This window comes from Methylobacterium nodulans ORS 2060, from assembly GCF_000022085.1.
GTDB classification, from domain to species: domain Bacteria; phylum Pseudomonadota; class Alphaproteobacteria; order Rhizobiales; family Beijerinckiaceae; genus Methylobacterium; species Methylobacterium nodulans.
Window position 1 is genome coordinate 4,448,400 of the sequence record NC_011894.1, and the last position, 26,055, is coordinate 4,474,454.

The following is a 26,055-nucleotide window of genomic DNA, read 5'->3' on the forward strand; positions in this document are numbered from 1 at the left end:
GGGTGCGTGAGCGCACCTCGGCAGGGTGAGCAGAATCCTAACCGGTCTCCTCGGATCGCCGGCATGAACTGTGCCGTTCCCGCACGTCGCTGCGGAACGACTTGGCCGGTCACGACGTTATGAGATTGACGTGTCAAGCTTCGCCCCGAGGACTCGCGTATGCTTCGCGCTCACCTCTTCTTCAGCATCACCGCCCCGGCTGCGCTGCTTGCTCTCGCCGCGCAACCACTGGTCGAGCACTCGATCGAAGCAGTCGCCCGTCCGGCGCTGAATTTCAATCAGCTTGTCAAGGGGGATCGTCTCGCACGCGTGCAGCCCGCGCGGAGCCTGCAGAAGCCCGTGGCGGTCGAGATCACCGGTCTCGGCGCCGCGAAAGTCACCTTGCGGAACGAGGCGGGCGACATCGTCTACCAGACCGACTCGGCCGCGAACACGACGCTCGTGGCCCGCGACACGGCGGTGCCGCAGGTGACCCTGCGCAGCCGCGAGGGTGCCCCCGTGGTGGAGCGCAGCCCGGTCCCCTCGGCCAACGATGTCGGCACCAGCCGGCGGCCGATGCCCGAGGGCTGCGAGGGAGCCATCAGCGGGCTTGCAGGCCACGAGGCCCGGCGCCTGCTGCCGAGCCGCTGCCTCGCGCAGGCCGGGCCGGCAGCTTTCGCCGGCTGATCCCCGAGAAGAACATCGTGTCAGGGAGAGAAACATGCTCGGCTGTCGAGAACCCGACGATCCCGCTCCGCCGCCGGTGCCCGAGCGGGTGCGCCGCGAGGTGCAGACCCAGTCCGAGACCGAGCGCCTGGAACGGCTCCTCGCCGGGCTGGTGGTGACCCGTCCCTCGGACGACACGATCAGCACCGCCCTGCTCAAGCGCAACCTCGTGGTGACGCAGCTTTCGGCCTGAGCCGCGGCCGGTCCTAAGCAGGTTTCGGAACAGTGCGTTGCGGTTTTCCGTCAAAAACCTGCGACACAGCAAAAGCCTAATCGGCTTGCGGTGGCGTGACACCGCAAGCCGATTAGGCTTAGTCGCATAGAGGCACCGCGCCGGCGAAGGTACAGGACGACATCGCGCGAAGAGGCCGCGCAGACGAAGACGGGCGCCCCATGGGGCGCCCGTTTCGTTCGTCCGGCGGTTGGAGGGGGCCCAGGCAAGCCGACGCCGTGACCCGACGCCGGCGTCGGGTCACGGCGGAGCGTCAGACGGTGTCAGTCTTCGCTGGAGCGGCCCGAACCCGATGCCTGCCCGCCCTTGCGGCCGGCCGACGAGGCGAGCTCGCGGTCCTGCGAGAACGAGCGCTTCTCGGCGGGAACGCTGCGGCCGCCCTTGCTGGCGATCTCGCGCTGCCGCTCCATGTCCATTGATGCGAAACCGCGCTTTGAGGTCGAATTTCCGGTTGCCATGATTGCCTCCTTGGCCGGTGTCCTCGTGCTCTCAACCTTCAGCGCAATTGATGGTTCCTGTGCCGTTTCGGGGCGCTCGCCCGCGAGGGCCGCGGCGGGAGCGATTGCCCGGAACCGCGCCGGAGAGGATGACGTTCGCTTCGGTGCCGAGTCCAGGCCGGACCGGCCCGTCATGCCTGCGCAAGGCACGATTCCCCTCGAGTTGGGAGCCATTGCGATGACCAACCCCGACATGGTGAAGCGCCGCGCCGCCGCGCAGCCCGAGCCCGCACCGGCCCCGAACTGCGACGCTCTGCCGCCGATGCCGGCTCCCGAAGACAGCCCGACGCCGGTCACCGACCGCGATCCGGAAGACTCGCCGCACGCTCAGGATCTGCTGGCCACCCGCCGCCCGGGCGGCCTCACCACGCGCAAGGACTGACACCGCCGGCCCGAGCCGCGACGCGCCGGGCCGTCGACCCATCGCGAAATCTCGATGCCAAGCCAGAGGCTTGGCAAGCATCCGAGACCCGAGCCGACGGGCATGGTCGAGGCCCGTCGGGATGACGCGTCCGCTTCCCGCTACGGGCTGCCTCGACACAAGCCCCATTTCCTTGGAGGCAGCCGCGCCCTAAGCAGTCTCCGGTGGCGCGACGCCACGACGGTCGACCGAGACCCCTTGATTCCGCGTCATTTTTCCGGCGGGGCGTGCGACTCATCCGGGAAATGGCGCGCAGGGGGATCGGGCGGGGCTACAGGTGGCGCATGACGGACGGGGCAGGAGCGGTCGAGCGCAATCAGGTCGTGGCAGGCTTTGCCGGTCGCCCCGCCCCGCAGGCCGCGCCCCTCGCCGGAAACGATCCGGAGGCCGCCGACGCGGCAGGCGGGCTCGATCGCAGCCTTTTTCGCTACATCTGGCGCCACTCGAAGCGGGACCAGATCCTGATCTGCGCCGTGGTGCTGGCCTCGCTGCCGCTCTACTTCGCCTCCCTCGACCTGCCGCGCCGCATCGTCAACGAGGCGATCCAGGGCCACGCCTTCGAGAAGGGCAACGAGACCGCCAAGTTCCTGGTGCTGCGCCTGCGAATGCCGGACTGGTTCGGGGGCGAGCACCCGCTCTTCGACGGGTTCGAGGTCGACCGGTTCGAGCTCCTGTTCGGCCTCTCCTCGCTCTTCCTGCTCCTGGTGCTGATCAACGGCGCCTTCAAGTACTGGATCAATCTGGCCAAGGGCGCGCTCGGCGAGCGCATGCTGCGGCGCCTGCGCTTCCAGCTGTTCTCGCTGATCCTGCGCTTCTCGCCCGAATCGATCCGGCAGGCGAAGTCCTCCGAACTCGCCACCATCGTGCGCGACGAGGTGGAGCCGATCGGCGGCTTCATCGGCGATGCCTACATCCTGCCGGCCTTCCTCGGCACGCAGGCCGCCACCGCCATGACCTTCATCCTGATCCAGAACGTCTGGCTCGGGCTGATGGCCGCGGGCGTGGTCGGCGTGCAGTTCGTGGTCATCCCGCGGCTGCGGCGCGAGCTCTTGCGCCTCGGGCGCCGCCGCCAGCTGGCCTCCCGGCGGCTCGCCGGGCGGGTCGGCGAGGTGGTGGACGGGATCGAGGCTGTGCACGCCAACGGCGCCGAGCCCTGGGAGCGGGCCGAGATCGGGCAGCGGCTCTACGGGCTCTTCGAGCTTCGCCTGCGCATCTACCAGCGCAAGTTCATGGTGAAGTTCCTGAACAACCTGCTCGCGCAGATGACGCCGTTCCTGTTCTACTGCATCGGCGGCTACTTCGCGCTCAAGGGACAGCTCAGCATCGGCCAGCTCGTGGCGGTGATCGCGGCCTACCGGGACCTGCCGCCGCCGCTCAAGGAGCTGATCGACTGGGACCAGCAGCGCCTCGACGTGCAGGTGAAGTACGAGCAGGTGGTGCAGCAGTTCCTGCCCGAGCGCCTGCGGCCGGCCGAGACGCCGGGGCGCGACGCGCCGCTCCTCGGCACGCTGGCCATCGAGGACGTCTGGGTGAACGAGGCGCCCGGGCCGCTTCTCGAAGGGGTTTCGCTGACCCTCGCGCTGCCGACGCGGCTGGGCATCGTCAGCGACGGGAGCCCGTCGGCGAGCGCGCTGGCGCGCATCCTGGCCCAACGGCTGGCGCCCTCGCGCGGCCGCGTCACGATCGGCGGGCATGAACTCGGCGAGTGGGCCTCGCGCGCCCTCGCGCACCGGGTCTCCTATGCGAGCGTCGAACCGGTGCTGTTTCCCGGGTCGCTGCGCGACAACATCATGTACGGGCTGAGGCGGCCGCCGGACGAGGAGTACAGGCCCGAGACCGCGGAGGAGCGGCGGCACCTCGCCGAGGCGCGCCGCACGGGCAACCCGACGCAGGGCCCCTCGGGCGACTGGATCGACTATGCGCAGGCCGGCGTGCCGGATGCCGCCGCCCTCGATGCGGTGATCCTCGGCTGGCTGCGCCGCATCGGCATGGGCGAGGAGGTCTACCGGTTCGGCCTGCTCGGGCAGGTCGATCCCGTGCGGCATGCCGACCTCGCCGCGCGCCTGATCGAGGCGCGCAGGGTCCTGCGGGCGCGCCTCGCGGCGACGGGCATGGAGCATCTCGTGGAGCCCTTCGATCCGGACCGCTACAACAGTCAGGCGACGATCGGCGAGAACCTCCTGTTCGGCGTGCCGACGACCCCGAGCCTGATCGGCCGGGCCATGGCGGAACACCCGGTGGTGCGCGGCGTCCTCGACGGCAGCGGTCTCACCGACGACCTCGTCATCATGGGCGAGCGCATCGCCGAGACGATGCTCGAGATCTTCCAGGGCCTGCCGATGGGCCACCCGCTCTTCGAGCAGTTCTCGTTCCTGTCGGCGGACGAATTGCCGGAATACGAGGCGATCCTGGCGCGGCGCACCGCCACGGAGGCGTCGGAGGTGCGCCACGGCGGATCCTGGTTCGCGCGCACCCGGCGGCGCTGGCTCGGTCTCGAGCGCTACAGCGGCGCGGACGCGACGCGGCTCATCGCTCTGCCGCTCGCCTATATCGAGCCGCGCCATCGCCTCGGGCTTCTCGACGACACGCTCCGGGAGCGGTTCGTCCTCGCCCGCGCGGCCCTGCATCGGGCCCTCGACAGCGCCGGGGAGGGCGGCGTCGACTTCTACGAGCACGGCGCCGTCTGTGCGGCGGCGCCGCTGCGCGACAACCTGCTGTTCGGGCGCATCAACCAATCCGCGGCGGATGCCGCCACCACCGTCACGGCGGCGATCTCCGCCACCGTCGAGTCGATGGATCTGGCGGATGCGGTCGCGCGCGTCGGACTCGACCATCAGGTCGGGCCGGCCGGGCGCTTCCTGTCGGGCGGACAGCGGGCGGCGATCAGCCTGGTCCGTGCGCTCGTGCGCCGCCCGGACCTCCTCGTCCTCGACGGGGCCCTGACCCCCATGGGCGAGAACCGGGCGAAAGCCGTCCTGACGCTCCTGCTCGAGCATTTCGGCGACGCGACCAGCCTCGCCGTCGTCCTGCCGAACGACCGCTTCGCGCATCTCTTCGACGTGGTGCTGCGCGCGCACGGGACGGCGATCGCGCCGGAGGCGCCGAAAGCGGTCTGAGGCCGGGAGCAGGCCCCTCGCGGCGGCCTTTTCCCAGCCTTGCATGCACTCGGGACTGGCGCCGCGCGCGGCGCTGCGGCAAGGTCGGGTCGATCTGGACCGGGATGCGAGGCATGACGCTCGAGACCGAGGTGCAGTCGCTGCGCCAAGTTCCGATGTTCCGGGAGGTCGATCCGTCCCGCCTCAAGCTGCTCGCCTTCACGAGCGAGCGGGTGCATTTCGCTGCGGGCCAAAAGTTCTTCGATCAGGGCGACGCAGCGGATGCCGCCTATCTGATCCTGGAGGGAGAGGCGGCGGTGACGATCGACGGCCCGGCAGGGCCGATCCGTTTGGCGGTGCTCGGCGCCAATGCGCTCGTTGGTGAAATGGGCATCCTGGCGGATCAGCCCCGCTCCGCCACCGTGACGGCCGTCGGCGCGACGACGGCTTTGCGCATCGATCGCCGGGTCTTCCTCGAACTGCTGAGCCAGTTTCCCCAGATCGCGATCGCGGTGATGCGGGAGCTCGCGCATCGCCTCGAACTGACCAACCAGCAGCTCGCCCAGCGCCGGGCCGGCTGAGCGCCATTCGCCGAAGTGTCCCGCGGGTCGGCGATCAGAATGATGCGGAAGCAAAGACATCCAAGCCGGGTGGCGGGGAGCAGCCGCGCCACCCTGCTGAGGGGGCCTGCACCGCAGCGGATGCGGGTTCGGCCGGAGGCGCGATCGAGCAAAGACCGGGAGCCGTTCCCCGTCCCCACGGGATGGGCACGGCGCCACCGCCACCCGAGATCACCGACAAGATCATCCGAGGAGACGCCATGGATCTCGCTGCCGGCCTGAGGGGCCGCCACGTGCTCGTGACGGGCGCGTCGAGCGGCCTCGGCGACCACTTCGCCCGGCTCTGCGCCCGCTGCGGCGCCGCCGTGACCGTCGCGGCCCGACGCAAGGACCGGCTCGACGCCCTCGTGGAAGCGCTCGGCGCCGCGGGATCGCCCCGCGCCCGGGCGGTCTCCCTCGACGTGGCGGACGCGGCCTCCGTCGAGGCGGCCTTCGCGGCCCTGGACGACCTGCCCGACGTGGTCGTCAACAATGCGGGCATCGCGGAAGGCGGGGCGGCGATCGACACCGATCCCGATGTCTTCGACCGCGTCATCGCCACCAACCTGCGCGGGGTCTGGCTGATGTCGACCGCCGCCGCGCGGCGATGGCGCGATGCCGGCCGCGGCGGCGTCATCCTCAACATCGCGTCGATCCTCGGGATCCGGGTCGCGGGCGGCGTCGGCCCCTATACGGTCTCGAAGGCCGCCGTGGTGCAGATGACCGAGGCGCTGGCTCTCGAATGGGCCCGCTACGGCATCCGGGTCAACGCGCTGGCGCCGGGCTACATCGACACCGACATCAACCGCGAGTTCTTCGCGAGCCCTGCCGGAGCGGCGCTGGTCAAGCGCATCCCGATGCGCCGACTCGGCAAGCCGGAGGATCTCGACGGGGCCTTCCTGCTCCTGGCCGGCGAGGCTTCGGCCTGGATGACCGGCGCGACCGTGCCGGTGGATGGCGGCCACCTCGTCTCGAGTCTGTGATCCGGTTCCGGACGGTCACTGCGTCAGGCGGGCTGTTCGCGCTTGAGCCGGGCGACATCATCTTCACGGACACGCCATCAGGCGTGATCATCGGCATGCCCAAGGACAAGCAGGTCTGGCCGAAGGCCGGCGACCGGATCGAGAGCACGATCGAGGGGCTCGGCACGCTGCGCTTCATCCTCGCCTGAGAGCGGGGCGTGCAGAGGGGGCGAGCCCCCTCTGCCGGGGTGCAGGGGCGGCGCCCCTGCGTGGGGCGAAGCCCCTGCGGGGGGACACGCTCCCCCGCCGCGTCAGCAGCCGAGCTGCCGGGCGAGGTCGCCGATATCCCGTGCGGCGATATCGACGGGCACGCTCGGCGCGGTCTCGCCGGTACCCGGCCCCTTCTCGTCGGGGCGGGCGATGTGGGCCGTGGCGAGGCCGCAGGCGGCCGCGGCGGCGAGATCCGAGGAATGGGCCGCGACCATCATGACCTCGCCGGGGGCGAGCCGCAGCGCCTCGACGGCCCGCAGGTAGACGGCGGGTTTCGGCTTGTAGTCGCGGGCGAGCTCGGCCCCGAGGATCGCGTCCCAGGGCAGGCCGTTGCGGCGCGCATGGGCGATGGCGAGCCGGATATGGGCGTTGGAGCAGGGCGCCAGCAGGACGCGCGGCTTCAGGCGGCCAAGTCCCTCGGCGACGTCGGGCCAAGCGTCGAGCCGGTGCCAGGCGAGGACCAGCTCCCGCTTGGTCTCGGGCGCGACGGAGCCGAGGCCCTCGGCCGCGAGCACCTCCTCCAGGCTCTCGGCGTGGAGCGTGTCGAGATCCGCGAAATCGCGCGCGCCCTGGCGGATCGGCTCCATGCCGGGCTGATAGCGGTCGCGCCACGCCCGCGCGAAGGCGCCGCCGTCGAGGTCGGGGCGCAGGGGGCCGAGCAGGCGCGCCGCCTCGCGGGCGACGCCGCCGTGCCAGTCGAGCAGGGTGCCGAAGACGTCGAAGATCAGGGCCTGGATGGCCATCGGTCGCTCCCTCCCGCCGGGCCTCCCGGGGCGCCGGCGCTACCGCGTCCGCACGAATCCGACGATATCCTTCACCGCCGCGATGGTCGGGGCCGCGATCGCCTCGGCGCGGGCGGCGCCGTCTGCCAGCACCCGGTCGATATGGCCCGGATCGTCGACGAGGCGCTTCATCTCGGCCCCGATCGGCCCCAGCCTCTCCACCGCGAGATCGACGAGGGCGCCCTTGAAGGCCGAGAACTGAGCACCGCCGTAATCGCGCAGCACGTCCTCGCGGGAGACGTCCCGCAGGGCCGCGAAGATGCCGACGAGGTTGTCGGCCTCCGGCCGCCCGGCGAGGCCCGCCACCTCCGAGGGGAGGGGCTCGGCGTCGGTCTTGGCCTTGCGGACCTTCTGGGCGATGGCGTCGGCGTCGTCCGTCAGGTTGATGCGCGAATAGTCGGAGGGGTCCGACTTCGACATCTTCTTCGTCCCGTCGCGCAGGGACATGACTCGGGCGGCCGGTCCGCCGATCAGCGGCTCGGTGAGGGGGAAGAAGGCCTCGCCATGGCCCCGCGCCGCGATCGAGCCGGAGAAGTCGTTGTTGAACTTCTGGGCGATGTCGCGGGTGAGTTCGAGGTGCTGCTTCTGGTCCTCGCCCACCGGGACGTGGGTCGCCCGGTAGGCCAGAATGTCGGCGGCCATCAGCACGGGATAGTCGTAGAGGCCGATGCTGGCATTCTCGCGGTCCTTGCCGGCCTTCTCCTTGAACTGCGTCATGCGGTTGAGCCAGCCGAGGCGGGCGACACAGTTGAAGATCCAGGTCAGTTCCGCGTGCTGGGGCACCTGGCTCTGATTGAACACGATGGCGCGCGACGGGTCGATGCCGGCCGCCAGGAAGGCCGCCGTGACCTCGCGGATCTGATTCGTCAGCTCGGCCGGATCCTGCCAGACCGTGATCGCGTGCAGGTCGACGACGCAGTAGAGGCAGGTCGCGTACTGCGCCTGCAGGGCGACGAAGCGCCTGATCGCCCCGAGATAATTGCCGAGGTGAAGGTTTCCGGTCGGCTGGACGCCGGAGAAGACGAGTTCCTGGAACGCGGGCATCGGCGTCTCGTATCGGGCCGGAGAGCAGGGGGAGCCGGAGGCTCGGGCGGCCCGCGGGCGCGGCGTTCTGACCCAACGGTTCGGGCGGGTCAAGGCATCCGGGCCGCGGCATCACGGCGGGGCCGTCAGGCCTCGTCCGCGGCCTTGCGCTCGTGGCGCAGCAGCAGCGGCGTCTGGGCGAGCGCGAAGGCGATGGTGAGCGGCATGATGCCGAAGACCTTGAACCCGACCCAGAAATCCGTGGTCTGGGTGCGCCACACCACCTCGTTCAGAGCCGCCAGCACGAAGAAGAACAGGCCCCAGCGGAAGGTCAGCTTGCGCCAGCCCTCCGGATCGAGGTCGAAGACGCTGTCGAGGACGAGGGAGAGGAGCGGCTTGCCGACGACGAGGCCGCCGAGCAGGACCGCGCCGAACAGGCTGTTCACGATGGTGGGCTTGAGCTTGATGAAGAGCTCGTCCTGGAGCGCCAGGGTGAGCCCGCCGAACACCACCACCACGACGCCCGAGACGAGGGGCATGATCGGCAGGCGGCGCACCAGCAGGTAGTGGACCACGAGCGCGACGAGGGTCGCGGCGATGAACAGCCCGGTCGCCGCGAAGAGCTTCTTGTCGGACGGGAAGCCGAAGCGGTCCGCATAGGCATTGCCGAGGAAGAACAGGCCGAGCGGCCCCAGTTCGAGGGCGAGCTTGACGAGCGGCGGCAGGTGGGCCTTGGGCGGGACGGATTCGATCTGCATGGCGTGGGGTCTACTGCGTCGGCCGGGGGCTCAGGATGGCGCGGAACGTCGCGCATCGCCCGCCCGAGCATTAGACCCTCGGAGAGCGCACCGCATCCCTTCACGGAGACGCCGATGCCCATTGCCATCGACAATGAGGCCACGGCGCTCCTCACCGAGACCCGTGACGCGCCGCTCCCCGAAGCGGCCTCCGCTCAGGTATCCTTTTCCAGGCCCGCGATCGCCCGCGCGAAATCCCGCGCCGTGAAGGGTTCGAGATCGTCGACCCCCTCGCCGACGCCGATGAAGTGGACCGGCAGGCCGAACTTGGCCGCGAGCGCGACCAGGATGCCGCCGCGCGCGGTGCCGTCGAGCTTCGTCATCACGAGGCCGGTGACGCCGGCGGTCTTCTGGAACAGCTCGACCTGGCTGATGGCGTTCTGTCCGACCGTCGCGTCCAGCACGAGGAGCACCGCGTGCGGGGCGCTCTCGTCGAGCTTGCGGATCACCCGGACGATCTTTTCGAGCTCCGCCATCAGCCCGGCCTTGTTCTGGAGCCGGCCGGCCGTGTCGATCATCAGCACGTCGGTCCCGGATTCCCGCGCCGCCTGAAGAGCGTCGAAGGCGAGGCCCGCCGCATCGGCGCCCTGGGGGCGCGTGACCACGGGCGCGCCGGTGCGCTCGCCCCAGACCTTGAGCTGCTCGATCGCCGCCGCCCGGAACGTGTCGCCGGCCGCGAGCATCACGCTGCGCCCCTGAGCCCGGAACTTCTGAGCGAGCTTGCCGATCGTCGTCGTCTTGCCCGCGCCGTTCACCCCAACCATGAGGAGCACGAAGGGCTTGGCGCCCGGATCGAGGGCGAGCGGACGGGCGACGGGCTCCAGCGCCCGCTCCACCTCCGTGGCCAGGATCGCCCGCACCTCGTCGGGCGCGATGCCCTTCTCGTAGCGGCCCTTGCCGACCGCTTCCGAGATGCGCATGGCGGTCTCGACGCCGAAATCCGCCTGGATCAGGGCGTCCTCCAGCTCCTCCAGGGTGGTGGCATCGAGCTTGCGCTTGGTGAAGAGCCCGGTGACGCGCTCGGAGAGCGCCGAGGAGGTGCGGCGCAGGCCGCCGGTGAGCCGGCTCCACCAGCCACGCTTCTCGGCGGGCGCCTCGGGCTCCGGCTCCGGCTCCGGCTCCGGCTCCGCGAGGGCGCTGGCGGCAGGGGGCTCGGCCTCCGGCGCCACCGCGCCCTCGGGCTCGGTCGGGGTGGCGGGGGGCTGGCCGGCGGTGCCGGCCGGCGGTTCCTCGGGGGCGCCCTCGATGGGCTGCAGGTCGGCGCCGGCGAGTTCGGGCGGAAGGTCCCGCTCCGGCGCCGTGTCGGGCGAGGCTTCCGTGACGGTGGGCGCGGCGGGAGGTGCACTCTCGGCCGCGGTGGCGTAATCCGGCTCGCCTTCCGACGGCGTGACGGGCGGCGCCTCCGCGGGGGCCTCGCCCCGGCGTCCGAACAATCGGCCGAACCAGCCGGGCTTGGTGTTGTCGCTCATCCGCGCCTGCTCCACACCGTCCGGAAGGGATCGACCGGACTCATTCTCTCCACCAACGGCGACGGGGCCGCCATGATCGTCGAAGACATAGTCTCGCGGGTCCTCTACCGCGATGCCCTGGTGCTCGTCATCGATAAGCCGGCGGGTTTGCCGGTGCATCCGGGCCCCCGGGGCGGCGAGACGCTGGTCCAGCACCTCGACGCGCTGCGCTTCGGCCTGCCGCGCCGGCCGGAAGCCGCGCACCGCCTCGACCGGGACACCTCGGGCTGCCTTGCGCTCGGACGCCACGCCAAGGCGCTGGCGCGCCTCGGCGGGCTTTTCGCCGGCTGCGAGGTCCGCAAGACCTACTGGGCGCTGGTCGAGGGCATGCCCGCGGCGGAGGAAGGGGCGATCGATTTGCCGCTGGCCCGCCGCTCGGACGATCCGCGCAGCTGGTGGATGAAGCCGGACCCCGCCGGGGATCCGGCCCTGACCCGCTGGCGGCTGCGCGGGCGCGGTCCCGACGGCAGCGCCTGGCTCGAACTCGAGCCGGTGACGGGGCGCACTCACCAGCTGCGCGTGCATTGCGCGGCGATGGGCTGGCCGATCCGCGGCGACGCCATTTACGGCGTCGCGCCGCGCCAGGGCGGTCCGGGCCTGCAGCTGCACGCCCGGGCGCTCACCCTGCCGCTCTACCCGAAGAAGCCGGCGATCGCGGTGGCGGCGCCGGTGCCGCCGCACATCCGGCCGGGCCTTTCGGCCTGCGGATGGGCGGAGTGATCAGGCCTTGCCACGCTCCCGGTTGCCGTACTGCGCCAGTTCGAGCCGGGCGATCGAGCGGTTGTGCACCTCGTCCGGACCGTCGGCGAGGCGCAGCGTCCGGATGCGCGCATACGCATAGGCGAGGCCCGCATCGCTGCTGACGCCCGCCCCCCCGAAGGCCTGGATCGCATCGTCGATGACCCGGAGGGCGATGCGGGGAGCCGCGACCTTGATCATCGCGATCTCGAGCTTCGCGCCCTTGTTGCCGACCTTGTCCATCATATCGGCGGCCTTCAGGCACAGGAGGCGGGTCATCTCGATGTCGATTCGCGCCTCGGCGATGCGCTGCTCCCAGACCGAGTGGTCGGCGATGCGCTTGCCGAAGGCGACGCGGGACAGGAGGCGGCGGCACATGGCCGCGAGCGCCTCCTCAGCGACGCCGATGGTCCGCATGCAATGGTGGATCCGCCCCGGGCCGAGCCGCCCCTGCGCGATCTCGAAGCCGCGGCCCTCGCCGAGGATCAGGTTCTCGGCCGGGACCCGCACGTCGTCGAGGATCACCTCCGCGTGGCCGTGGGGGGCGTCGTCATAGCCGAAGACCGGCAGCATCCGCACCACCGTCACGCCGGGCGTGTCCAGGGGCACCAGGATCTGGGATTGCTGCTGGTGGAGCGGCGCGTCGAGGTCGGTCTTGCCCATCACGATCGCGATCGCGCAGCGCGGATCGCCGACGCCGGAGGACCACCACTTGCGGCCGGTGATCACGTAATGGTCGCCGTCCCGGCGGATGCGGGTCTCGATGTTGGTGGCGTCCGAGGAGGCGACCTCGGGCTCCGTCATCAGGAAGGCCGAGCGGATCTCGCCCGCCATCAGGGGCCTGAGCCACCGCTCCTTCTGGGCCGGGGAGCCGTAGCGGTGCAGCACCTCCATGTTGCCGGTGTCCGGCGCCGAGCAGTTGAACACCTCGGAGGCCCAGGGAATCCGGCCCATCTCCTCGGCGCAGAGCGCGTAGTCGAGGTTGGTGAGGCCCGCGCCCCGGTACTCGCCCTCGTCGTGCTGGGGCGAGGGCGGCAGGAACAGGTTCCACAGCCCCGCCGCGCGGGCGAGCGGCTTCAGGCGCTCGATCACCGGCACCGGCTGCCAGCGCTCCGTGCCGAAGCCCTCCATCTCGGCCTTGTAGACCGGCACGGCCGGGCGGACATGCTGGTCCATGAAGGCGACCACCCGGTCGCGCCAGTGCCGCTGCCGGTCGGAGAGGGTGAAATCCATGGGCGTGCCTCCTCCCGTGCCCGGGGTCGGAAGGCCCCGGTGCTGATCGGGCGACCCTAGCGCCATCCGGCGGTCAGCAGAACCAGCTTTTCGAAAATGGCGCCCGATGCCTTCAGCCGCACAGGACGGGAAATCCGGCGCATCTCCTCCCGAGCGTACCGCTCTTTCTATGGGGGCGGCGCAAACAGCCCGAGGAAGAGCGGGCGCGCGTAGAGGTCGGCCGCCGATTCGGGCGTCACGCCGGGCACCCAGGCGGGGAGTTCGGCGGCGGCGTTGATCATGCTGCTGACGAGCTGCGCGGCGATGCCGGGGTCGTGCGCCCGCACGGAGCCGTCCGCCATGCCGTCCACAAGGCAGAAGGTGAAGCGCTCGGCGAGCCGGTTCATGGTGCGGCGGGTCTCGGTGCGCAGCCCCTCCGGCAGGGCGCTGAAGGCGGTGATGCGCAGGAGCGGCCCCGCCGGGCCGAGCTGGCGGCGCACCAGCGTGGCCGAGGCGGTGCTGAGGCGCTCCCAGCCGCTGCCCCCCGCCGCATCGGCGGCATCCTGCACCGCCCGGATCTGCGCGAAGCTGCGGGCGAAGCAGTTGGCGACGAGGTCGTCCTTGTTGTCGTTGTGGTGGTAGAACGAGCCCTTGGTCACCTTGAGGAGCCCGGAGATTTTTTCCACCGAGGCGCCCCGGTAGCCCTGCTCGTTGATCAGGATGGTGGCCGCCCGCAGGAAGGCTTCGGGCGAGACCTCGCTCTCGGGCGGGCAGGGCGCCTCGGGCAGGATCCCGGGCGCCCAGCGCGCCGCTTGCCCGGCGAGGCCGCCGGTGAGGAGGTCGCTCACCCGCGCGGCCACCCGCCCGTAATCCCGCGGCTCGTAGCGGTCGATCCACAGCCGCACCGAATGGATCACGGTCAGCAGCAGATGGGTGCGGGCGTTGCGCTCCGCGCGCTCCAACTGCGCGCCGTCGAACAGCCCGCGCAGGCGGCGGAACAGGTCCGCATAGGCTGCGAAGACGGCCTCGGCCTGCGGCTCGGGCAGGGCGCGCACGTCGTTGAGGACGGCGGTGTCGGGCTCCTCGCCCGCGGCCACGGCGGCACGCTTGGCGAAGTAGCGGTCGAGGAGGTGCCGCAGCCGGGCGGGCGGATCGGGCTCCGCCTCCGCCTCGGCCACCAGCCCGTCGAGGACCGCGATCGTGTGCAGGAAGCAGGCGGCGGCCAGATCCTCCTTGCGGCGGAAATAATAGGTGACGCTGTTCGTCATCAGCCCGACGCGGCGCGCGACGTCGGCGAGCGTCGCACCCTTGACGCCCGCTTCGTTGAAGAGGGCGACGGCCGCATGCAGGATCGCGTCCCGCTTTTGCGCGTAGCGCCGGGTCTGGCGCGGCGCCTCCGGCCCGGGCGGGGCGGCGGGCGGGTCGATCGGATCGAGGGATCGGGGCATGGGGCGATTGAGCACGCGGGACCCGAGCGTGACAAGCCGCGCCCGCCTGCCCTGCCGCGGACCGCACGCAGAGCCTCAGGCGTGCCGGCGCGCGCCGGTCCTGTCGCCCGCGGACACGGAAGCATGGGCCGAGTTCGGGCGCCGGTCGAACATCCGGCGCTTGCCGCGCAGCGTCGTCGGGATCCGGCTCACGATCGCGAGGTCGAGCTCGAGCTCGCCCGCCAGCGCCCGGTTCACCCGCAGCAGCGTGCCGGTGAAGTCGGGGAGCGGGCCGCTGCTCGGCACGACGTGCAGGGTGACCCGGCCCGGCTCCTCCTGCACGAATTGGAAGGTGCAGACGCCGAGGAGCGCGTCGTCGGTCGGGAACAGGCCGGAGAGCGGGATCGAACGGCCGGACCGGCCCACGACCTCGTCCGGCTCCTGCCGGGAGCGGATCCGGCGCACGATCAGGCGGCGCCCGTTCTCCGCGCTCGCCGCCTCGACGAGTTCGGCCCGATCGCCGGTCTCGTAGCGGATCAGGGGCATCCCCGGAAACAGCAGGCCGGTCGCGAGCAGGAATCCGCTCTGCCCTGGGCGCGTCACCGGCCGGCCCTGCGCGTCCACGAGTTCGGTGAGGCCGAAGAGCGGATCGAACGCATAGGTGTCGGGCTCGCCCGGCACCTCGGTGGCGAAGGCTGCCTTCTCGCGCAGGCCGTAGACGGGGGCGAGGGCGGCCTGCGGAAAGGCGCGCTCGAGGATCGCCCGCAGCGGTGCGGCGAGCCGCTCCGAGGTCGGCAGCAGGCCCCGGATCTGTCGCAGAGGGCCGTGCCGCCGCAGCAGGAAGGCGGCGAAGGTCGCGAGGGCGGAGGGGTAGCCGTCCAGGAAGGCGATGCGCCGATCGAGAATCGCCTCCCGGTAGCCCTCCATGACCGCATCGGACAGGTGAAGGACCGAGAGGCGCAGCTCGCCCCGCATCGGCTCCTCCTGCATGTGCGAGGGTCCCCTGAGATCGAGGCCGCGGAACACCGCCCGCGTGTCATGCGGGGCGAAGCCGGCCCGCGCCCAGGCCTCGTGCAGGAAGGCGAGCGTCACGGTTTCGCGGCCGCGGTCGAGGAAGATGCTGAGCGGCCGGCTCGCCCCATCGCCGAGGATGCATGCGTCGAGGCGCGCGGGATCGGTCGCGCAGAGGCGCCGGCCGAGATCCAGCACGTCGGCGCGCCTGAGGACCGGCACCCTGTGCCAGGCCGCCCGCACCGCCGCCGCGTCGAGGGAGCCGAAGCCGAGGGCCGGGCCGAGGCGCTCGCGGTGGGCCGGGCTGCCGAACCGCGCCCGGTCGATCAGCGTGACGAGGGCGGCATCCTGCGCGCGGGCCGCGAAGGCCGGATCGGACGCAGCCCGGCGGATCCGGCAGCGCCAGGTCCGGTAGGGGCTGCCGTAGCGCAGGCCGGCCGGGATTGCGCGCAGCGTCCGGGCCAGTCCTTGCCGGGCGCCGTGGGGCAGGTGAGCGAGGGCATGGGGGGCGACGTCGAGGGCGTTCATGATCTTCTCCTCGTGGTCGTGGTCACAGCCGGCTGCGCGCGGACGCAGCGGGTCGGGCGCGCGCCCGCCGGACCGGCGAGGCGGCGGAGGGCGGCCGCGAGGAGCAGGCCGGCGAAAGCGGTATTGGTGCGCAGCGTGCGGCCGGCGAGGCGGCCGGGCTCCTGGACGAGCGCATAGGCCCATTCCGCACCGATCCGCCGGACGAGGGGCGGGGCGCGATGGACCCGGCCCGCGACGACGTCGAAGGCGCCGCCGATGCTCATCACGAAGGGGACGTCGAGGTGCTCGCGGTGCCGCCGCAGGAAGCCCTCCTGCTGTGGGGCCGGAAGCGCCACGAACAGCCCATCGGCGCCACTCGCGGCGATCCGGCGGCAGAGCTCGGCCTCCTGGTCGGGCCGGAAATAGCCGTGATGCAGCCCTGCGAGCACCAGCCGAGGATGGCGGCGGCGCAGGCTGCGGGCGGCATCGGCGACCACGTCGGGCTTGGCGCCCAGCAGGAAGGGCCGCAGCCCTTCGCGGGCGCAGGCGCCAACGAGGCTCTCGAACAGGTCGAGGGCAGGAACCCGCGCGACGCGGCCGCAGCCCTTGAGCCAGAGCGCGAGCGCGATCCCGGCGCCGTCGACGCCCACGATATCGCTCTCGCGCAGCTCGCGGGCGAGCGCGCCGTCCCGCCGGGCGCCGACGAGCGTGGCGACGTTGAGCGCGGCATGCCGGCACGGCGCCGCATCGCCCCGCATGGCGGCCAGCGCGCGGATGCGGGTTTCGTCTCGGCTGAGGAGATCGACCGGAAGGCCGAGGAGGTCGACGCGCATCGACGCCTCCGCGGATCAGGCGGCACCGGACCGGTCGGCCGCGCCGGGCGCGGCTGGTCCGGGCTGCGTCTGCGGGCACGCCCGGCTGGAGGGCTCCGCCGGCCCGTTGCGTACCGATCCGCGTCTCGAGAGGAGGTCCATCGCGCGCTTCATCCGTCCTGGCATCGACCGCCGCCTGGGCGGGGACGAGCAAGACGGAAACCACCGCGAAGCGGCCTCGGACATCGTGTTCGGGAACCGCGCTCCTGGCCCATGCCCAGGGACGACCGGGTCCGACTCACGGTCACGACGGATGATGGATCAAGGACTTGGAGTTCCGACGAGCCGTCCCGGAGGCGCCGCTGGACCACGCGGGGCTGTGATCCCATCCGCCGCTGCGGCGCCAAAACGGGAATCGACTTGTTCCATTCCGAGACCGCGCGACCGGCCCACGGGACGACGTCCGTCTGACGCGCCCGGAGACGATCGTCTCGCCCGGCTTCCTCTCGCCCGCTCTCCCTTTCCCGGGCGCATGCAGCGGCAGCGGAATGCGACCCGGGATCCAGCACAGGACGTCGCGCAGCGCCCGCTTGTCACCAGCGGCGCTGGAAGTCGGAGCCGCTGCGCGGCAATCCACCGTGCCGGTTCCTGGATCTCCTTCCGCTGACGCTGCAGTCGTCCGGGGAAGAGGGAGCGCGAAGGGGCGGAGAATCCGGGACAGGGCGGAGACCCTGTGATCCGGTCTCCGACCGATCGTCCGGACGCCGGATCAGCCGGTGGACCCTCTCTTGCAATTCCTCCGGCGTGGCGCCGCTCCGGCGTCCGCTCCGCTCCATCCCGGGACAGAATCGCCAGGATGCCGATCGGAAGCGGGGCAGGCTGGGGCAGGTGTCCGACCTGGAGGCACCCGATGGGCCGCATGGAGGAAGTTGGGTCGAGCGCCGGCGGGTCGCCGCCGGCAGCGGCGGCCGGGCAGCACCCCGCCGCCCCTCGGCGGGCCGCAAGGTCAGGCGGCGAGGGTGGCGGTGCCGCGGACCGCCCGGACCATCTCCGTGATGGTGTTCAGGGTGCGGAAGCTCTGCGGGCTGAGATGGCTCGCCGGGATGGTGATGTCGAACTCCGCCTCGATGGCCAGCATCAGGTTGACGAGGTCGAGGGAGGTGAGCCCGACCTCGCTCAGGATGGTATCGGCTTCGGGCGTCCGGTCGATGCCCTTCTGAGCCAGTATGCCCTGCACCAGGCTGGCGGTGCGTGCGGCGACGTCGGGGGGCGAACTCTCGGGCATCGATGGACCTCTCGCGCTTCGGTGGGGCTCCGGCGCCATTCTGGCGCACGCCACTCTGGCGCGCCGGCCTTTCGAGATGGTGCACGGGCACGGGACGAATCTCTTCGTCGGAGATCAGTGCAAGTCAGACTTAATGCTCTCTGCGCATCCGAGAGTTTGCAAGTCGGAAACAATGTTGTCCGGACGTCGCATCAGGATGCCTCGGGGTTTCGGGTTCAGACTACGGCCATCACAGGAGCAGCCCTGCAACCCGCCGGCGTGAGCGGGCGCGCGGCCGCGGCATCGAGCGAGCGAGGATCAGCATGACCATCCAGACCATTCCCGCCGGCGCCGTGCTGGCGCAGGAGACGGCCACCTCCGTCGAGCCGGGCCTTCGCGCCCTGATGGTGGCCGGCATCGCCGCGGCTCAGGCGGAGGCGGTCGACCGCGACGGCCGCTTCCCCGTCGAGGCGATGGAGGCCGCCAAGGCGCAGAGGCTGATGGGCCTCATCGTCCCGGCGGAATTCGGCGGCGAGGGCGCGAGCCTCGCCGTGGCTGCAGATGTCTGCTACGCGCTCGGCCGCGCCTGCGCGTCGACCGCGATGATCTACGCGATGCACCTGACCAAGGTCGCCTGCATCGTCGATCACGGCCGCGGGCAGCCCTGGCAGGAGGCTTTGCTGCGGCGGCTCTGCCGGGACCAGCTCCTGCTCGCCTCCTCGACGACGGAAGGTCAGGGCGGAGGCAACCTCCGCTCCAGCGCGGCCGCCATCGAGCGGGACGGCGGCTTCATCACCCTCGACCGGGCCGCGACCGTGATCTCCTATGGCGCCGAGGCGGACGGCGTGGTCACGACGGCGCGCCGTGCGCCCGATGCGGCCGCATCCGATCAGGTCCTCGCGGTGTTCCTGAAGGAGGATTACACCCTGGAGCGCCTGAGCGGCTGGGAGACGCTCGGCATGCGCGGCACCTGCAGCTACGGCTTCCGCCTGCGCGCCCGCGGCCTGCCCGATCAGGTGCTCGCCGTGCCCTACCAGACCATCCACGCCGAGACGATGACGCCGGTCTCGCACATCCTGTGGTCGAGTGCCTGGGCGGGCATCGCGGCCGGCGCGGTGGAGCGGGCGCAGGCCTTCACCCGGCAGGCGGCCCGCGGCGCGGGCGGCCAGATGCCGCCCGGCGCGGCCCATTGCGGCAAGGCGGCCTCGTCGCTGCGCAGCTTGCGCGGGCTGATCACCCAGGCCCTCGACCGCTACGCGGCGGCCGGCGAGGCGAAGGCGCTCGGCAGCCTCGATTTCCAGACCGCCATCACCATGCTGAAGGTCGAGAGTTCGGAACTCGCGCTCGCCACGGTGTCGAGCGCGATGCGGGCCTGCGGGCTCGCCGGCTACCGCCAGGACGGCCCGTTCAGCATCGGGCGCGCGCTGCGCGACATCCTGTCAGCGCCGATCATGATCCACAACGACCGCATCTCCGCGAATCTCGCGGCGACGAGCCTCCTGTCCACGGTTCCGGCCTCGCTCCGGGACTGAATTCTTCCCTCATCCGATCCGGAGCGGCGTGACGCCATGACCATGAACTGGAGGAAGCCGGCCTTGCCGGCTGTGGACGCCCTCGACAGCCTGTTCGACGGGCTGTTCCGTCCGATGGGCGCGGAGGGCGTCTATGCGCGCACCGGCCGCTACGAGGCGGTGGTGGAGGCGCTCCAGGCCCTGATTTCGCGCCAGCGCGAGGAGGGGACCGAGGTCTTCCGCTTCCCGCCCGTGATGAGCCGGCACCAGATCGAGACGCACGGCTATCTCAAGAGCTTCCCCAACCTCCTCGGCTGCGTGTCCTGCCTGGAGGGCGGCGAGGCGGAGATCCGGGGTGCCGTCGACCGGCACTATGCGGGCGGCGACTGGACCGAATCCCTCGCGGCGGCGGACCTCGTGCTGACGCCCGCCGCCTGCTACCCGGTCTACCCGATCGCGGCGGCGCGGGGCGCGGTGCCGGCCCGGGGCTACCGCTTCGACGTCGCCTGCGACTGCTTCCGCCGCGAACCCTCCAGGGATCTCGACCGGCTGCAATCCTTCCGGATGCGGGAATATGTCCGCGTGGGGACGCCGGAGCAGATCCAGGACTTCCGCCAGCGCTGGCTCGAGACGGCGAAGGGCCTCGCCGACCGGCTGGGCCTCGCCTACGAGGTGGCCCAGGCGAGCGATCCGTTCTTCGGCCGCGTCGGCCAGCTCATGGCGCTCAACCAGCTGGAACAGGCGCTGAAGTTCGAGCTGCTGGTGCCGCTTCGCGGCGACGGCCCGGCCACCGCCTGCATGAGCTTCAACTATCACCGCGAGCATTTCGGCACGACCTGGAACCTGCGCGACGCGTCCGGCGCGCCGGCCCATACGGGCTGCGTCGCCTTCGGCATCGACCGGCTCGCCGTGGCGCTCTTCGCTACGCATGGGCTCGAGGTCGCGGAATGGCCGCAGGCGGTCAGGGAGACGCTGGCGCTGTGAGAATGCCGGCTTGGCGCGGGCAGCGCGGGGAACCCCTCTCCCGATCGGGAGAGGGGTTCACGGCCGGCGCCTCAATCGAGCCCCAGGCCTCGCCGCAACCACCAAGCGTAATGCTCCGCGAGCGCCGCCACGCGGCGCCGCTCGGAGGCCGGATCGTACCATGCGCCGCCGGAGCTGGCCGGGGTCGCCGAGAGCTGCGGATGGCGCAGCAGCACCTCGCCGCGGCGCCCGATCACCAGGGCCTCGCCGTCCAGGTAATCGGTGTTCGTGGCCCCGCCGCCATGGCCGAAGCGGCCGTCGCTGCCCGCATAGGCGTTGAGCGAGACGCCCGAGACCCGCACGACCAGGACGGGTCCCGGTCCGCCCAGGCGGTCCGCGAAGATGCGCGAGAGTGCCGCCTGGAGGTCGCCCGCGACCGTCTCGGCGAAGCCGCCGAGCCCGCGGGCGCGCAGGGGCGTCACGTCGACCCGCACGGCGGAGAACCGCGTCTGGCCGTCCAGCGCGTCCGCCGGCACGCCGGCGGACGCGAGGACGAAGGCCGCGACCGCGGCCGTGAACCAGCGCCTCATCCTCGGTCTCTCCGCTCGTTGTCGGGAAGCGTCCGATTCCGGCCCCGGCACGACCCGGCCGGGCCGCGATGCTCAGCCGGAGAAGCTGATGCCGACGATCTCGTAGGACTTGCCGCCGCCCGGCGTCGAGACCTCGACCGTGTCGCCGACGCCCTTGCCGATCAGCGCGCGCGCGACGGGCGAGGTGATGGAGACCCGTCCCGAGCGCACGTCCGCCTCGGGCTCGCCGACGATCTGGTAGGTCTTCTCCTCCTCGGTGTCCTCGTCGATGAGCTGGACCGTGGCGCCGAACTTCACCTTCGAGCCCGAGAGCTTGGCCACGTCGATCACCTCGGCGCGCGAGATCAGGCTCTCCAGTTCGAGCACGCGGCCCTCGTTGAGGGACTGCGCTTCCTTGGCGGCATGGTACTCGGCGTTCTCCGAGAGATCGCCGAGCGCCCGCGCCTCGGCGATCGCCTGGATGATCCGGGGGCGCTCCACCTGCTGGCGGTGCTTCAGCTCCTGCTCCAGAGCCGCAAATCCTCGGATCGTGATCGGAACCTTTTCCATCGTTCTCGTCTCACACCACAAGCAATCGGCCCGGCAGGACGTGATGTCACGCTCCACCGGGCCTGTTCAAACCATCTCGCGCAGGCGCGAGGACTTCAACGCGGGCCTTGCTGCACGGCCCACGCGTCAGGCCGCGAAGTATTCCTGCAGGGCGCGCACTTGGAGATCGTCGCCAAGATAGGCCCTGATCCCTTCCGCGGCCGCCATCGCGCCCGCGAGAGTGGTGTAGTACGGCACTTTATGCAAGAGGGCCGCCCGGCGTAAGGATCGGGAGTCGGACAGCGCACCCGCGCCTTCCGTGGTGTTGAAGACGAGGTGGATCTCGCCGTTCTTGATGGCGTCGACGACGTGGGGCCGGCCTTCCAGCACCTTGTTGATGCGGGTGGCCGCGACGCCGTTCTCGGCGAGGAAGCGCTGGGTGCCGCCCGTTGCCAGGATCGTGAAGCCGAGCTCGGCGAGCATCCGCACGGCAGGCAGGATCCGGGCCTTGTCGGCGTCGCGCACCGAGACGAAGAGGGTGCCGGTGCTCGGCACCTGGTTGCCGGAGCCGAGCTGGCTCTTGGCGAAGGCGACGCCGAAGCTGCGGTCGAGCCCGATCACCTCGCCGGTCGAGCGCATCTCCGGCCCGAGCAGCACGTCGACCCCCGGGAAGCGCGCGAAGGGGAACACCGCCTCCTTCACGCCGATATGCGGCAGGGTCTTGGGCTTGAGCCCGAAGCTCGCCAGCGCCTCGCCGGCCATGACGCGGGCGGCGATCTTGGCGATCGGCTCGCCGATCACCTTGGCGACGAAGGGCACCGTGCGCGAGGCGCGGGGATTGACTTCCAGCACGTAGATCTCGCCGTCCTTGATCGCGTACTGCACGTTCATCAGCCCGCCGACATTGAGCGCCAGGGCGAGGTCGCGGGTCTGCTGCTCGAGCTTGGCGATCGTCTCCGGGCTGAGCGAGCGGGGCGGCAGCGAGCAGGCGGAATCGCCCGAATGGATGCCCGCCTCCTCGATGTGCTCCATGATGCCGGCGATGAACACGTCACGCCCATCCGCCACCGCGTCGACGTCGACCTCCGTCGCGTCCGTGAGATAGCGGTCGAACAGGAGCGGGTTCTTGCCCAGCACCGTGTTGATCTGCCCGGTCTTGTCGTTGGGGTAGCGGGCCTTGACGTCGGAGGGGATCAGGCTCGGGAGCGTGTCGAGCAGGTAGTCGGCGAACTGCGCCTCGTCGCGGATGATCGCCATGGCGCGCCCGCCCAGCACGTAGGAGGGCCGCACCACGAAGGGCAGGCCGAGATCGGCGGCGACGAGCCGGCTCTGCTCCACCGAGAAGGCGATGCCGTTCTTCGGCTGCTTCAGGTGCAGCTTGTCGAGGAGCCGCTTGAACTGGTCGCGGTCCTCCGCGAGGTCGATGGCGTCCGGCGAGGTGCCGAGGATCGGCACGCCCGCCTCCTCCAGGGCCCGGGCGAGCTTCAGGGGCGTCTGGCCGCCGAACTGCACGATGACGCCGTGAAGCGTGCCCGCCTGCCGCTCGGTCTCGATGATCTCCAGCACGTCCTCGGCGGTCAGCGGCTCGAAATAGAGCCGGTCCGAGGTGTCGTAATCCGTCGACACCGTCTCCGGGTTGCAGTTGACCATGATGGTCTCATAGCCCGCATCCGCGAGCGCGAAGCAGGCGTGGCAGCAGCAATAGTCGAACTCGATGCCCTGGCCGATCCGGTTCGGGCCGCCGCCCAGGATGACGACCTTCTTGCGGTCCGAGGGCTGCGCCTCGTCCGCGAGGGTGCCGGCGAAGGGCGCCACGTAGGTCGAGTACATGTAGGCGGTGGGGGAGGCGAACTCCGCCGCGCAGGTGTCGATGCGCTTGAAGACCGGGCGCACGGCGAGCGCCCGGCGGGCCGCCCGCACCGCCGCCTCGTCGGTGCCGGCGAGCACCGCGAGCCGCGCATCGGAGAAGCCCGCGGCCTTGAGCTGGCGGAAGGCGCCCGGATTCGTCGGCAGGCCGAAGCGCCGCACCTTGGCCTCGAGGTCCACGATTGCCTGGAGCTGCTCCAGGAACCAGGGGTCGATCCGGCAGGAGGCATGCACCTCCGCGTGGCTGACGCCGAGGCGCAGGGCCTGGGCCACCTTCAGGAGCCGGTCGGGGGTCGGCGTGCCGAGCGCCGCCTTGATGGCGTTGCGGTCGTCGCCCTTGCCGAGCCCCTCGATCTCGATGTCGTCGAGGCCGGTGAGCCCGGTCTCGAGGGAGCGCAGCGCCTTCTGGAGCGATTCGGCGAAACAGCGGCCGATCGCCATCGCCTCGCCCACCGATTTCATCGAGGTCGTCAGCGTCGGCTCGGCGCCCGGGAACTTCTCGAAGGCGAAGCGCGGGATCTTGGTGACGACGTAGTCGATCGTCGGCTCGAAGGAGGCCGGGGTCGCCCCGCCCGTGATGTCGTTGGCGATCTCGTCGAGCGTGTAGCCGACCGCGAGCTTCGCCGCGACCTTGGCGATGGGGAAGCCCGTCGCCTTCGAGGCGAGTGCCGAGGAGCGCGAGACGCGCGGGTTCATCTCGATCACCACCATGCGGCCCGTGGCCGGGTCGATGGCGAACTGCACGTTCGAGCCGCCGGTCTCGACGCCGATCTCGCGCAGCACCGCGATCGAGGCGTCGCGCATCACCTGGTACTCTTTGTCGGTGAGCGTCAGGGCCGGCGCCACGGTGATCGAATCGCCCGTATGCACGCCCATCGGGTCGATGTTCTCGATGGAGCAGATGATGATGCAGTTGTCCACCTTGTCGCGGACCACCTCCATCTCGTACTCCTTCCAGCCGAGCACCGATTCCTCGATCAGCACCTCGTTGGTCGGCGAGGCGTCGATGCCGCGCTCGACGATGTCGAGAAATTCCTCCCGGTTGTAGGCGATGCCGCCGCCCGTGCCGCCGAGCGTGAAGGAGGGCCGGATGATCGCCGGCAGGCCGATCTCGGCGAGCGCGATCAGCGCCTGGCCGAGCGCGTGCTCGCCGTAGCGCTTGCGGCGATCGGCCTCGCCGGCGGCCCATTTCTTCTCGAAGGCGGCGAGCGCGGCTTTACGCGCCTCCGGATCCGCATGCGCGGCCTCGATCCGGGCGATCTCCTCGAGATACTTCTCGCGGTCGGCCTTCTTGGCGGCCGAGGCGTTGGCGAGGGCCGATCGCGGCGTCTCCAGCCCGATCTTGGCCATCGCGTCGCGGAACAGGTGGCGGTCCTCCGCCTTGTCGATCGCCTCGGCGGTGGCACCGATCATCTGGACGCCGAACTGGTCGAGGACGCCCATGCGCTTGAGCGAGAGGGCGCAGTTCAGCGCCGTCTGGCCGCCCATGGTGGGCAGGAGCGCGTCGGGCCGCTCCTTCTCGATGATCTTGGCGACGATCTCGGGCGTGATCGGCTCGACATAGGTCGCGTCCGCCAGCTCCGGATCGGTCATGATCGTGGCCGGGTTGGAATTGACCAGGATGATCCGGTACCCTTCGGCGCGCAGGGCCTTGCAGGCCTGCGTCCCCGAATAGTCGAACTCGCAAGCCTGCCCGATGACGATCGGACCCGCGCCGATGATGAGGATGGAGGAGATATCGGTGCGCTTGGGCATCGGACGCGTCAGACTCTTGCGGCGCGCGCCCGGCCTCGTCCGCACCGGTCCGCTCGGGGCGGGCGCGGGTGGGGCAAGCCGGACGCGGGGGGATGGTCGTGCGGCGCCTTTAACACGCGGGGCGAGATGAAAGAAAGGCCGCGACGATGCCGCGCGGGGCAGGCTTGAGCGCCGCGCGCAACTGCGCGCGCAACTGGACGCTGGTGACGGGCGCGTCGAGCGGCATCGGCGCCGCGCTGGCGCGGGCCTTCGCGGCGCGCGGCCACGCGCTGGTGCTGAGCGCCCGCCGGACGGAGCGGCTCCAGGCCCTGGCCGGGGAGCTCAGCGGCGCGGTGCCCGTGGAGGTGATCCCGGCGGACCTGACGGATCCCTCGGCGCCGGATCGGCTCATGGAGGCGGTCGCGTCGCGCGGCATCGCCCTCCACACCCTCGTCAACAATGCGGGATTCGGGATGCGGGGCCGCTTCGCCACGCTGCCGGCGGACGAGCTCATGGACATGGTGGCGGTGAATGTCGCGGCGCCGACGGCGCTCGCGCGCCGCGTCCTGCCCGACCTGATCGCGCGGCGGGAAGGCGGCATCCTCAACGTCGCCTCGGTCGGGGCCTATCTGCCGGGTCCCAAGATGGCGGTCTACTACGCCACCAAGGCCTATCTCCTGTCCCTCTCGGAGGCGCTGTTCGAGGAGGCGAAGCCCCATGGCGTCACGGTGACGGCCCTCTGCCCCGGCGTGACCGACAGCGAGTTCGCGGCCCGCGCGGATCGGGAGGGAACCAAGCGGTTCAACGGCCGCGGGATGGCAGCCGAGGAGGTCGCCCGGATCGGCCTTATGGGCTACCTGCGCGGCGAGGCCGTGGTGGTGCCGGGCTCAAGGAATCGCCTGATCGTGGCGGGCCTTCAGCTCCTGCCCCGCCGGCTCACCCGCAAGGTCGCGAACCGGCTGCAGAGCGTGCCGGAATCATCTCCGGTTCAGCGATGAGTG

Annotated in this window: 24 protein-coding genes; 11 read left to right on the forward strand and 13 right to left on the reverse strand. The window is 71.2% G+C overall.

The annotated features are described in order from the left end of the window. The first annotated feature begins 159 nt into the window (after positions 1 to 159). On the forward strand, positions 160 to 666 hold the full coding sequence (locus MNOD_RS20710) for a hypothetical protein (protein WP_015930912.1): 507 nt from the start codon (positions 160 to 162) through the stop codon (positions 664 to 666). Positions 667 to 700: 34 nt separating this feature from the next. Further along, complete coding sequence (locus tag MNOD_RS20715; RefSeq protein ID WP_015930913.1) at positions 701 to 898, forward strand: hypothetical protein; 198 nt, start codon at positions 701 to 703, stop codon at positions 896 to 898. Between the two features lie 302 nt (positions 899 to 1,200). Here the strand turns inward: MNOD_RS20715 and MNOD_RS20720 are convergent, their stop codons facing one another. Next, on the reverse strand, positions 1,201 to 1,395 hold the full coding sequence (locus MNOD_RS20720) for a con-10 family general stress protein (RefSeq protein WP_012332567.1): 195 nt from the start codon (positions 1,393 to 1,395) through the stop codon (positions 1,201 to 1,203). A 217-nt stretch (positions 1,396 to 1,612) separates the two neighbouring features. Here MNOD_RS20720 and MNOD_RS20725 point away from each other — a divergent pair, with 217 nt between their 5' ends. From MNOD_RS20725 to MNOD_RS20745, 5 genes are all read left to right on the forward strand, one after another. Further along, complete coding sequence (locus MNOD_RS20725) at positions 1,613 to 1,816, forward strand: hypothetical protein (protein ID WP_015930914.1); 204 nt, start codon at positions 1,613 to 1,615, stop codon at positions 1,814 to 1,816. A gap of 323 nt (positions 1,817 to 2,139) precedes the next feature. Beyond that, positions 2,140 to 4,971, forward strand: a complete 2,832-nt coding sequence (locus MNOD_RS20730) for an ABC transporter transmembrane domain-containing protein (RefSeq protein WP_015930915.1) — start codon at positions 2,140 to 2,142, stop codon at positions 4,969 to 4,971. A 113-nt stretch (positions 4,972 to 5,084) separates the two neighbouring features. Beyond that, entirely contained in the window at positions 5,085 to 5,531 is a 447-nt protein-coding gene (locus MNOD_RS20735; protein WP_015930916.1) for a Crp/Fnr family transcriptional regulator, read from the forward strand. Between the two features lie 239 nt (positions 5,532 to 5,770). Continuing rightward, the gene (locus tag MNOD_RS20740) at positions 5,771 to 6,532 is read left to right on the forward strand and encodes an SDR family NAD(P)-dependent oxidoreductase (protein ID WP_015930917.1); all 762 of its coding nucleotides are present in this window, start codon (positions 5,771 to 5,773) and stop codon (positions 6,530 to 6,532) included. Beyond that, positions 6,529 to 6,720: a fumarylacetoacetate hydrolase family protein gene (locus MNOD_RS20745; protein ID WP_015930918.1), complete on the forward strand. Its 192-nt coding sequence runs from the start codon at positions 6,529 to 6,531 to the stop codon at positions 6,718 to 6,720. Before MNOD_RS20740 ends, MNOD_RS20745 begins: the two co-directional genes overlap by 4 nt. A gap of 102 nt (positions 6,721 to 6,822) precedes the next feature. Here the strand turns inward: MNOD_RS20745 and MNOD_RS20750 are convergent, their stop codons facing one another. The 4 genes from MNOD_RS20750 to ftsY form a co-directional block, all read right to left on the reverse strand. Next, on the reverse strand, positions 6,823 to 7,524 hold the full coding sequence (locus tag MNOD_RS20750; protein ID WP_015930919.1) for a haloacid dehalogenase type II: 702 nt from the start codon (positions 7,522 to 7,524) through the stop codon (positions 6,823 to 6,825). 39 nt (positions 7,525 to 7,563) lie between these two features. Next, complete coding sequence (trpS, locus tag MNOD_RS20755; protein ID WP_015930920.1) at positions 7,564 to 8,607, reverse strand: tryptophan--tRNA ligase; 1,044 nt, start codon at positions 8,605 to 8,607, stop codon at positions 7,564 to 7,566. A 125-nt stretch (positions 8,608 to 8,732) separates the two neighbouring features. Then, positions 8,733 to 9,344, reverse strand: a complete 612-nt coding sequence (locus MNOD_RS20760; protein WP_015930921.1) for a septation protein A — start codon at positions 9,342 to 9,344, stop codon at positions 8,733 to 8,735. Positions 9,345 to 9,538: 194 nt separating this feature from the next. Next, the gene (gene ftsY / locus MNOD_RS20765; protein ID WP_015930922.1) at positions 9,539 to 10,852 is read right to left on the reverse strand and encodes a signal recognition particle-docking protein FtsY; all 1,314 of its coding nucleotides are present in this window, start codon (positions 10,850 to 10,852) and stop codon (positions 9,539 to 9,541) included. Between the two features lie 72 nt (positions 10,853 to 10,924). Between ftsY and MNOD_RS20770 the strand changes: the two genes are divergently transcribed. After that, on the forward strand, positions 10,925 to 11,611 hold the full coding sequence (locus MNOD_RS20770) for an RluA family pseudouridine synthase (RefSeq protein WP_015930923.1): 687 nt from the start codon (positions 10,925 to 10,927) through the stop codon (positions 11,609 to 11,611). On the opposite strand, the gene MNOD_RS20775 is transcribed toward MNOD_RS20770, so the two are convergent. The 5 genes from MNOD_RS20775 to MNOD_RS20795 all read right to left on the reverse strand — a co-directional run bounded on the left by MNOD_RS20775 (position 11,612) and on the right by MNOD_RS20795 (position 17,883). Next, positions 11,612 to 12,862, reverse strand: coding sequence for an acyl-CoA dehydrogenase family protein (locus MNOD_RS20775; protein ID WP_015930924.1), 1,251 nt, complete (start codon positions 12,860 to 12,862; stop codon positions 11,612 to 11,614). A gap of 167 nt (positions 12,863 to 13,029) precedes the next feature. After that, positions 13,030 to 14,289, reverse strand: coding sequence for a TetR/AcrR family transcriptional regulator (locus MNOD_RS20780; protein WP_015930925.1), 1,260 nt, complete (start codon positions 14,287 to 14,289; stop codon positions 13,030 to 13,032). Positions 14,290 to 14,364: 75 nt separating this feature from the next. After that, on the reverse strand, positions 14,365 to 15,807 hold the full coding sequence (locus tag MNOD_RS20785) for an acyl-CoA synthetase family protein (protein ID WP_015930926.1): 1,443 nt from the start codon (positions 15,805 to 15,807) through the stop codon (positions 14,365 to 14,367). Then, entirely contained in the window at positions 15,804 to 16,619 is an 816-nt protein-coding gene (locus tag MNOD_RS20790; RefSeq protein WP_015930927.1) for a WecB/TagA/CpsF family glycosyltransferase, read from the reverse strand. Before MNOD_RS20790 ends, MNOD_RS20785 begins: the two co-directional genes overlap by 4 nt. Before the next feature lie 985 nt (positions 16,620 to 17,604). Further along, on the reverse strand, positions 17,605 to 17,883 hold the full coding sequence (locus MNOD_RS20795; RefSeq protein ID WP_015930928.1) for a phosphopantetheine-binding protein: 279 nt from the start codon (positions 17,881 to 17,883) through the stop codon (positions 17,605 to 17,607). Positions 17,884 to 18,185: 302 nt separating this feature from the next. Here MNOD_RS20795 and MNOD_RS20800 point away from each other — a divergent pair, with 302 nt between their 5' ends. Then, positions 18,186 to 19,394, forward strand: a complete 1,209-nt coding sequence (locus MNOD_RS20800; RefSeq protein WP_015930929.1) for an acyl-CoA dehydrogenase family protein — start codon at positions 18,186 to 18,188, stop codon at positions 19,392 to 19,394. Between the two features lie 36 nt (positions 19,395 to 19,430). Continuing rightward, entirely contained in the window at positions 19,431 to 20,357 is a 927-nt protein-coding gene (locus tag MNOD_RS20805; RefSeq protein WP_015930930.1) for an amino acid--[acyl-carrier-protein] ligase, read from the forward strand. Positions 20,358 to 20,428: 71 nt separating this feature from the next. Here MNOD_RS20805 and MNOD_RS20810 read toward each other — a convergent pair whose 3' ends face one another. The 3 genes from MNOD_RS20810 to carB all read right to left on the reverse strand — a co-directional run bounded on the left by MNOD_RS20810 (position 20,429) and on the right by carB (position 25,075). Then, positions 20,429 to 20,926 (reverse strand): hypothetical protein, encoded by a 498-nt coding sequence (locus MNOD_RS20810; RefSeq protein ID WP_015930931.1) that lies wholly within the window; start codon positions 20,924 to 20,926, stop codon positions 20,429 to 20,431. A 72-nt stretch (positions 20,927 to 20,998) separates the two neighbouring features. Further along, a complete protein-coding gene (greA, locus tag MNOD_RS20815) occupies positions 20,999 to 21,475 on the reverse strand; it encodes a transcription elongation factor GreA (RefSeq protein WP_015930932.1) in 477 nt (158 codons plus the stop codon). A gap of 126 nt (positions 21,476 to 21,601) precedes the next feature. Further along, complete coding sequence (gene carB / locus MNOD_RS20820) at positions 21,602 to 25,075, reverse strand: carbamoyl-phosphate synthase large subunit (RefSeq protein ID WP_015930933.1); 3,474 nt, start codon at positions 25,073 to 25,075, stop codon at positions 21,602 to 21,604. Positions 25,076 to 25,221: 146 nt separating this feature from the next. On the opposite strand from carB, the gene MNOD_RS20825 reads away from it, so the two are divergent. Next, complete coding sequence (locus MNOD_RS20825; protein ID WP_015930934.1) at positions 25,222 to 26,052, forward strand: SDR family NAD(P)-dependent oxidoreductase; 831 nt, start codon at positions 25,222 to 25,224, stop codon at positions 26,050 to 26,052. Positions 26,053 to 26,055: the final 3 nt, after the last annotated feature.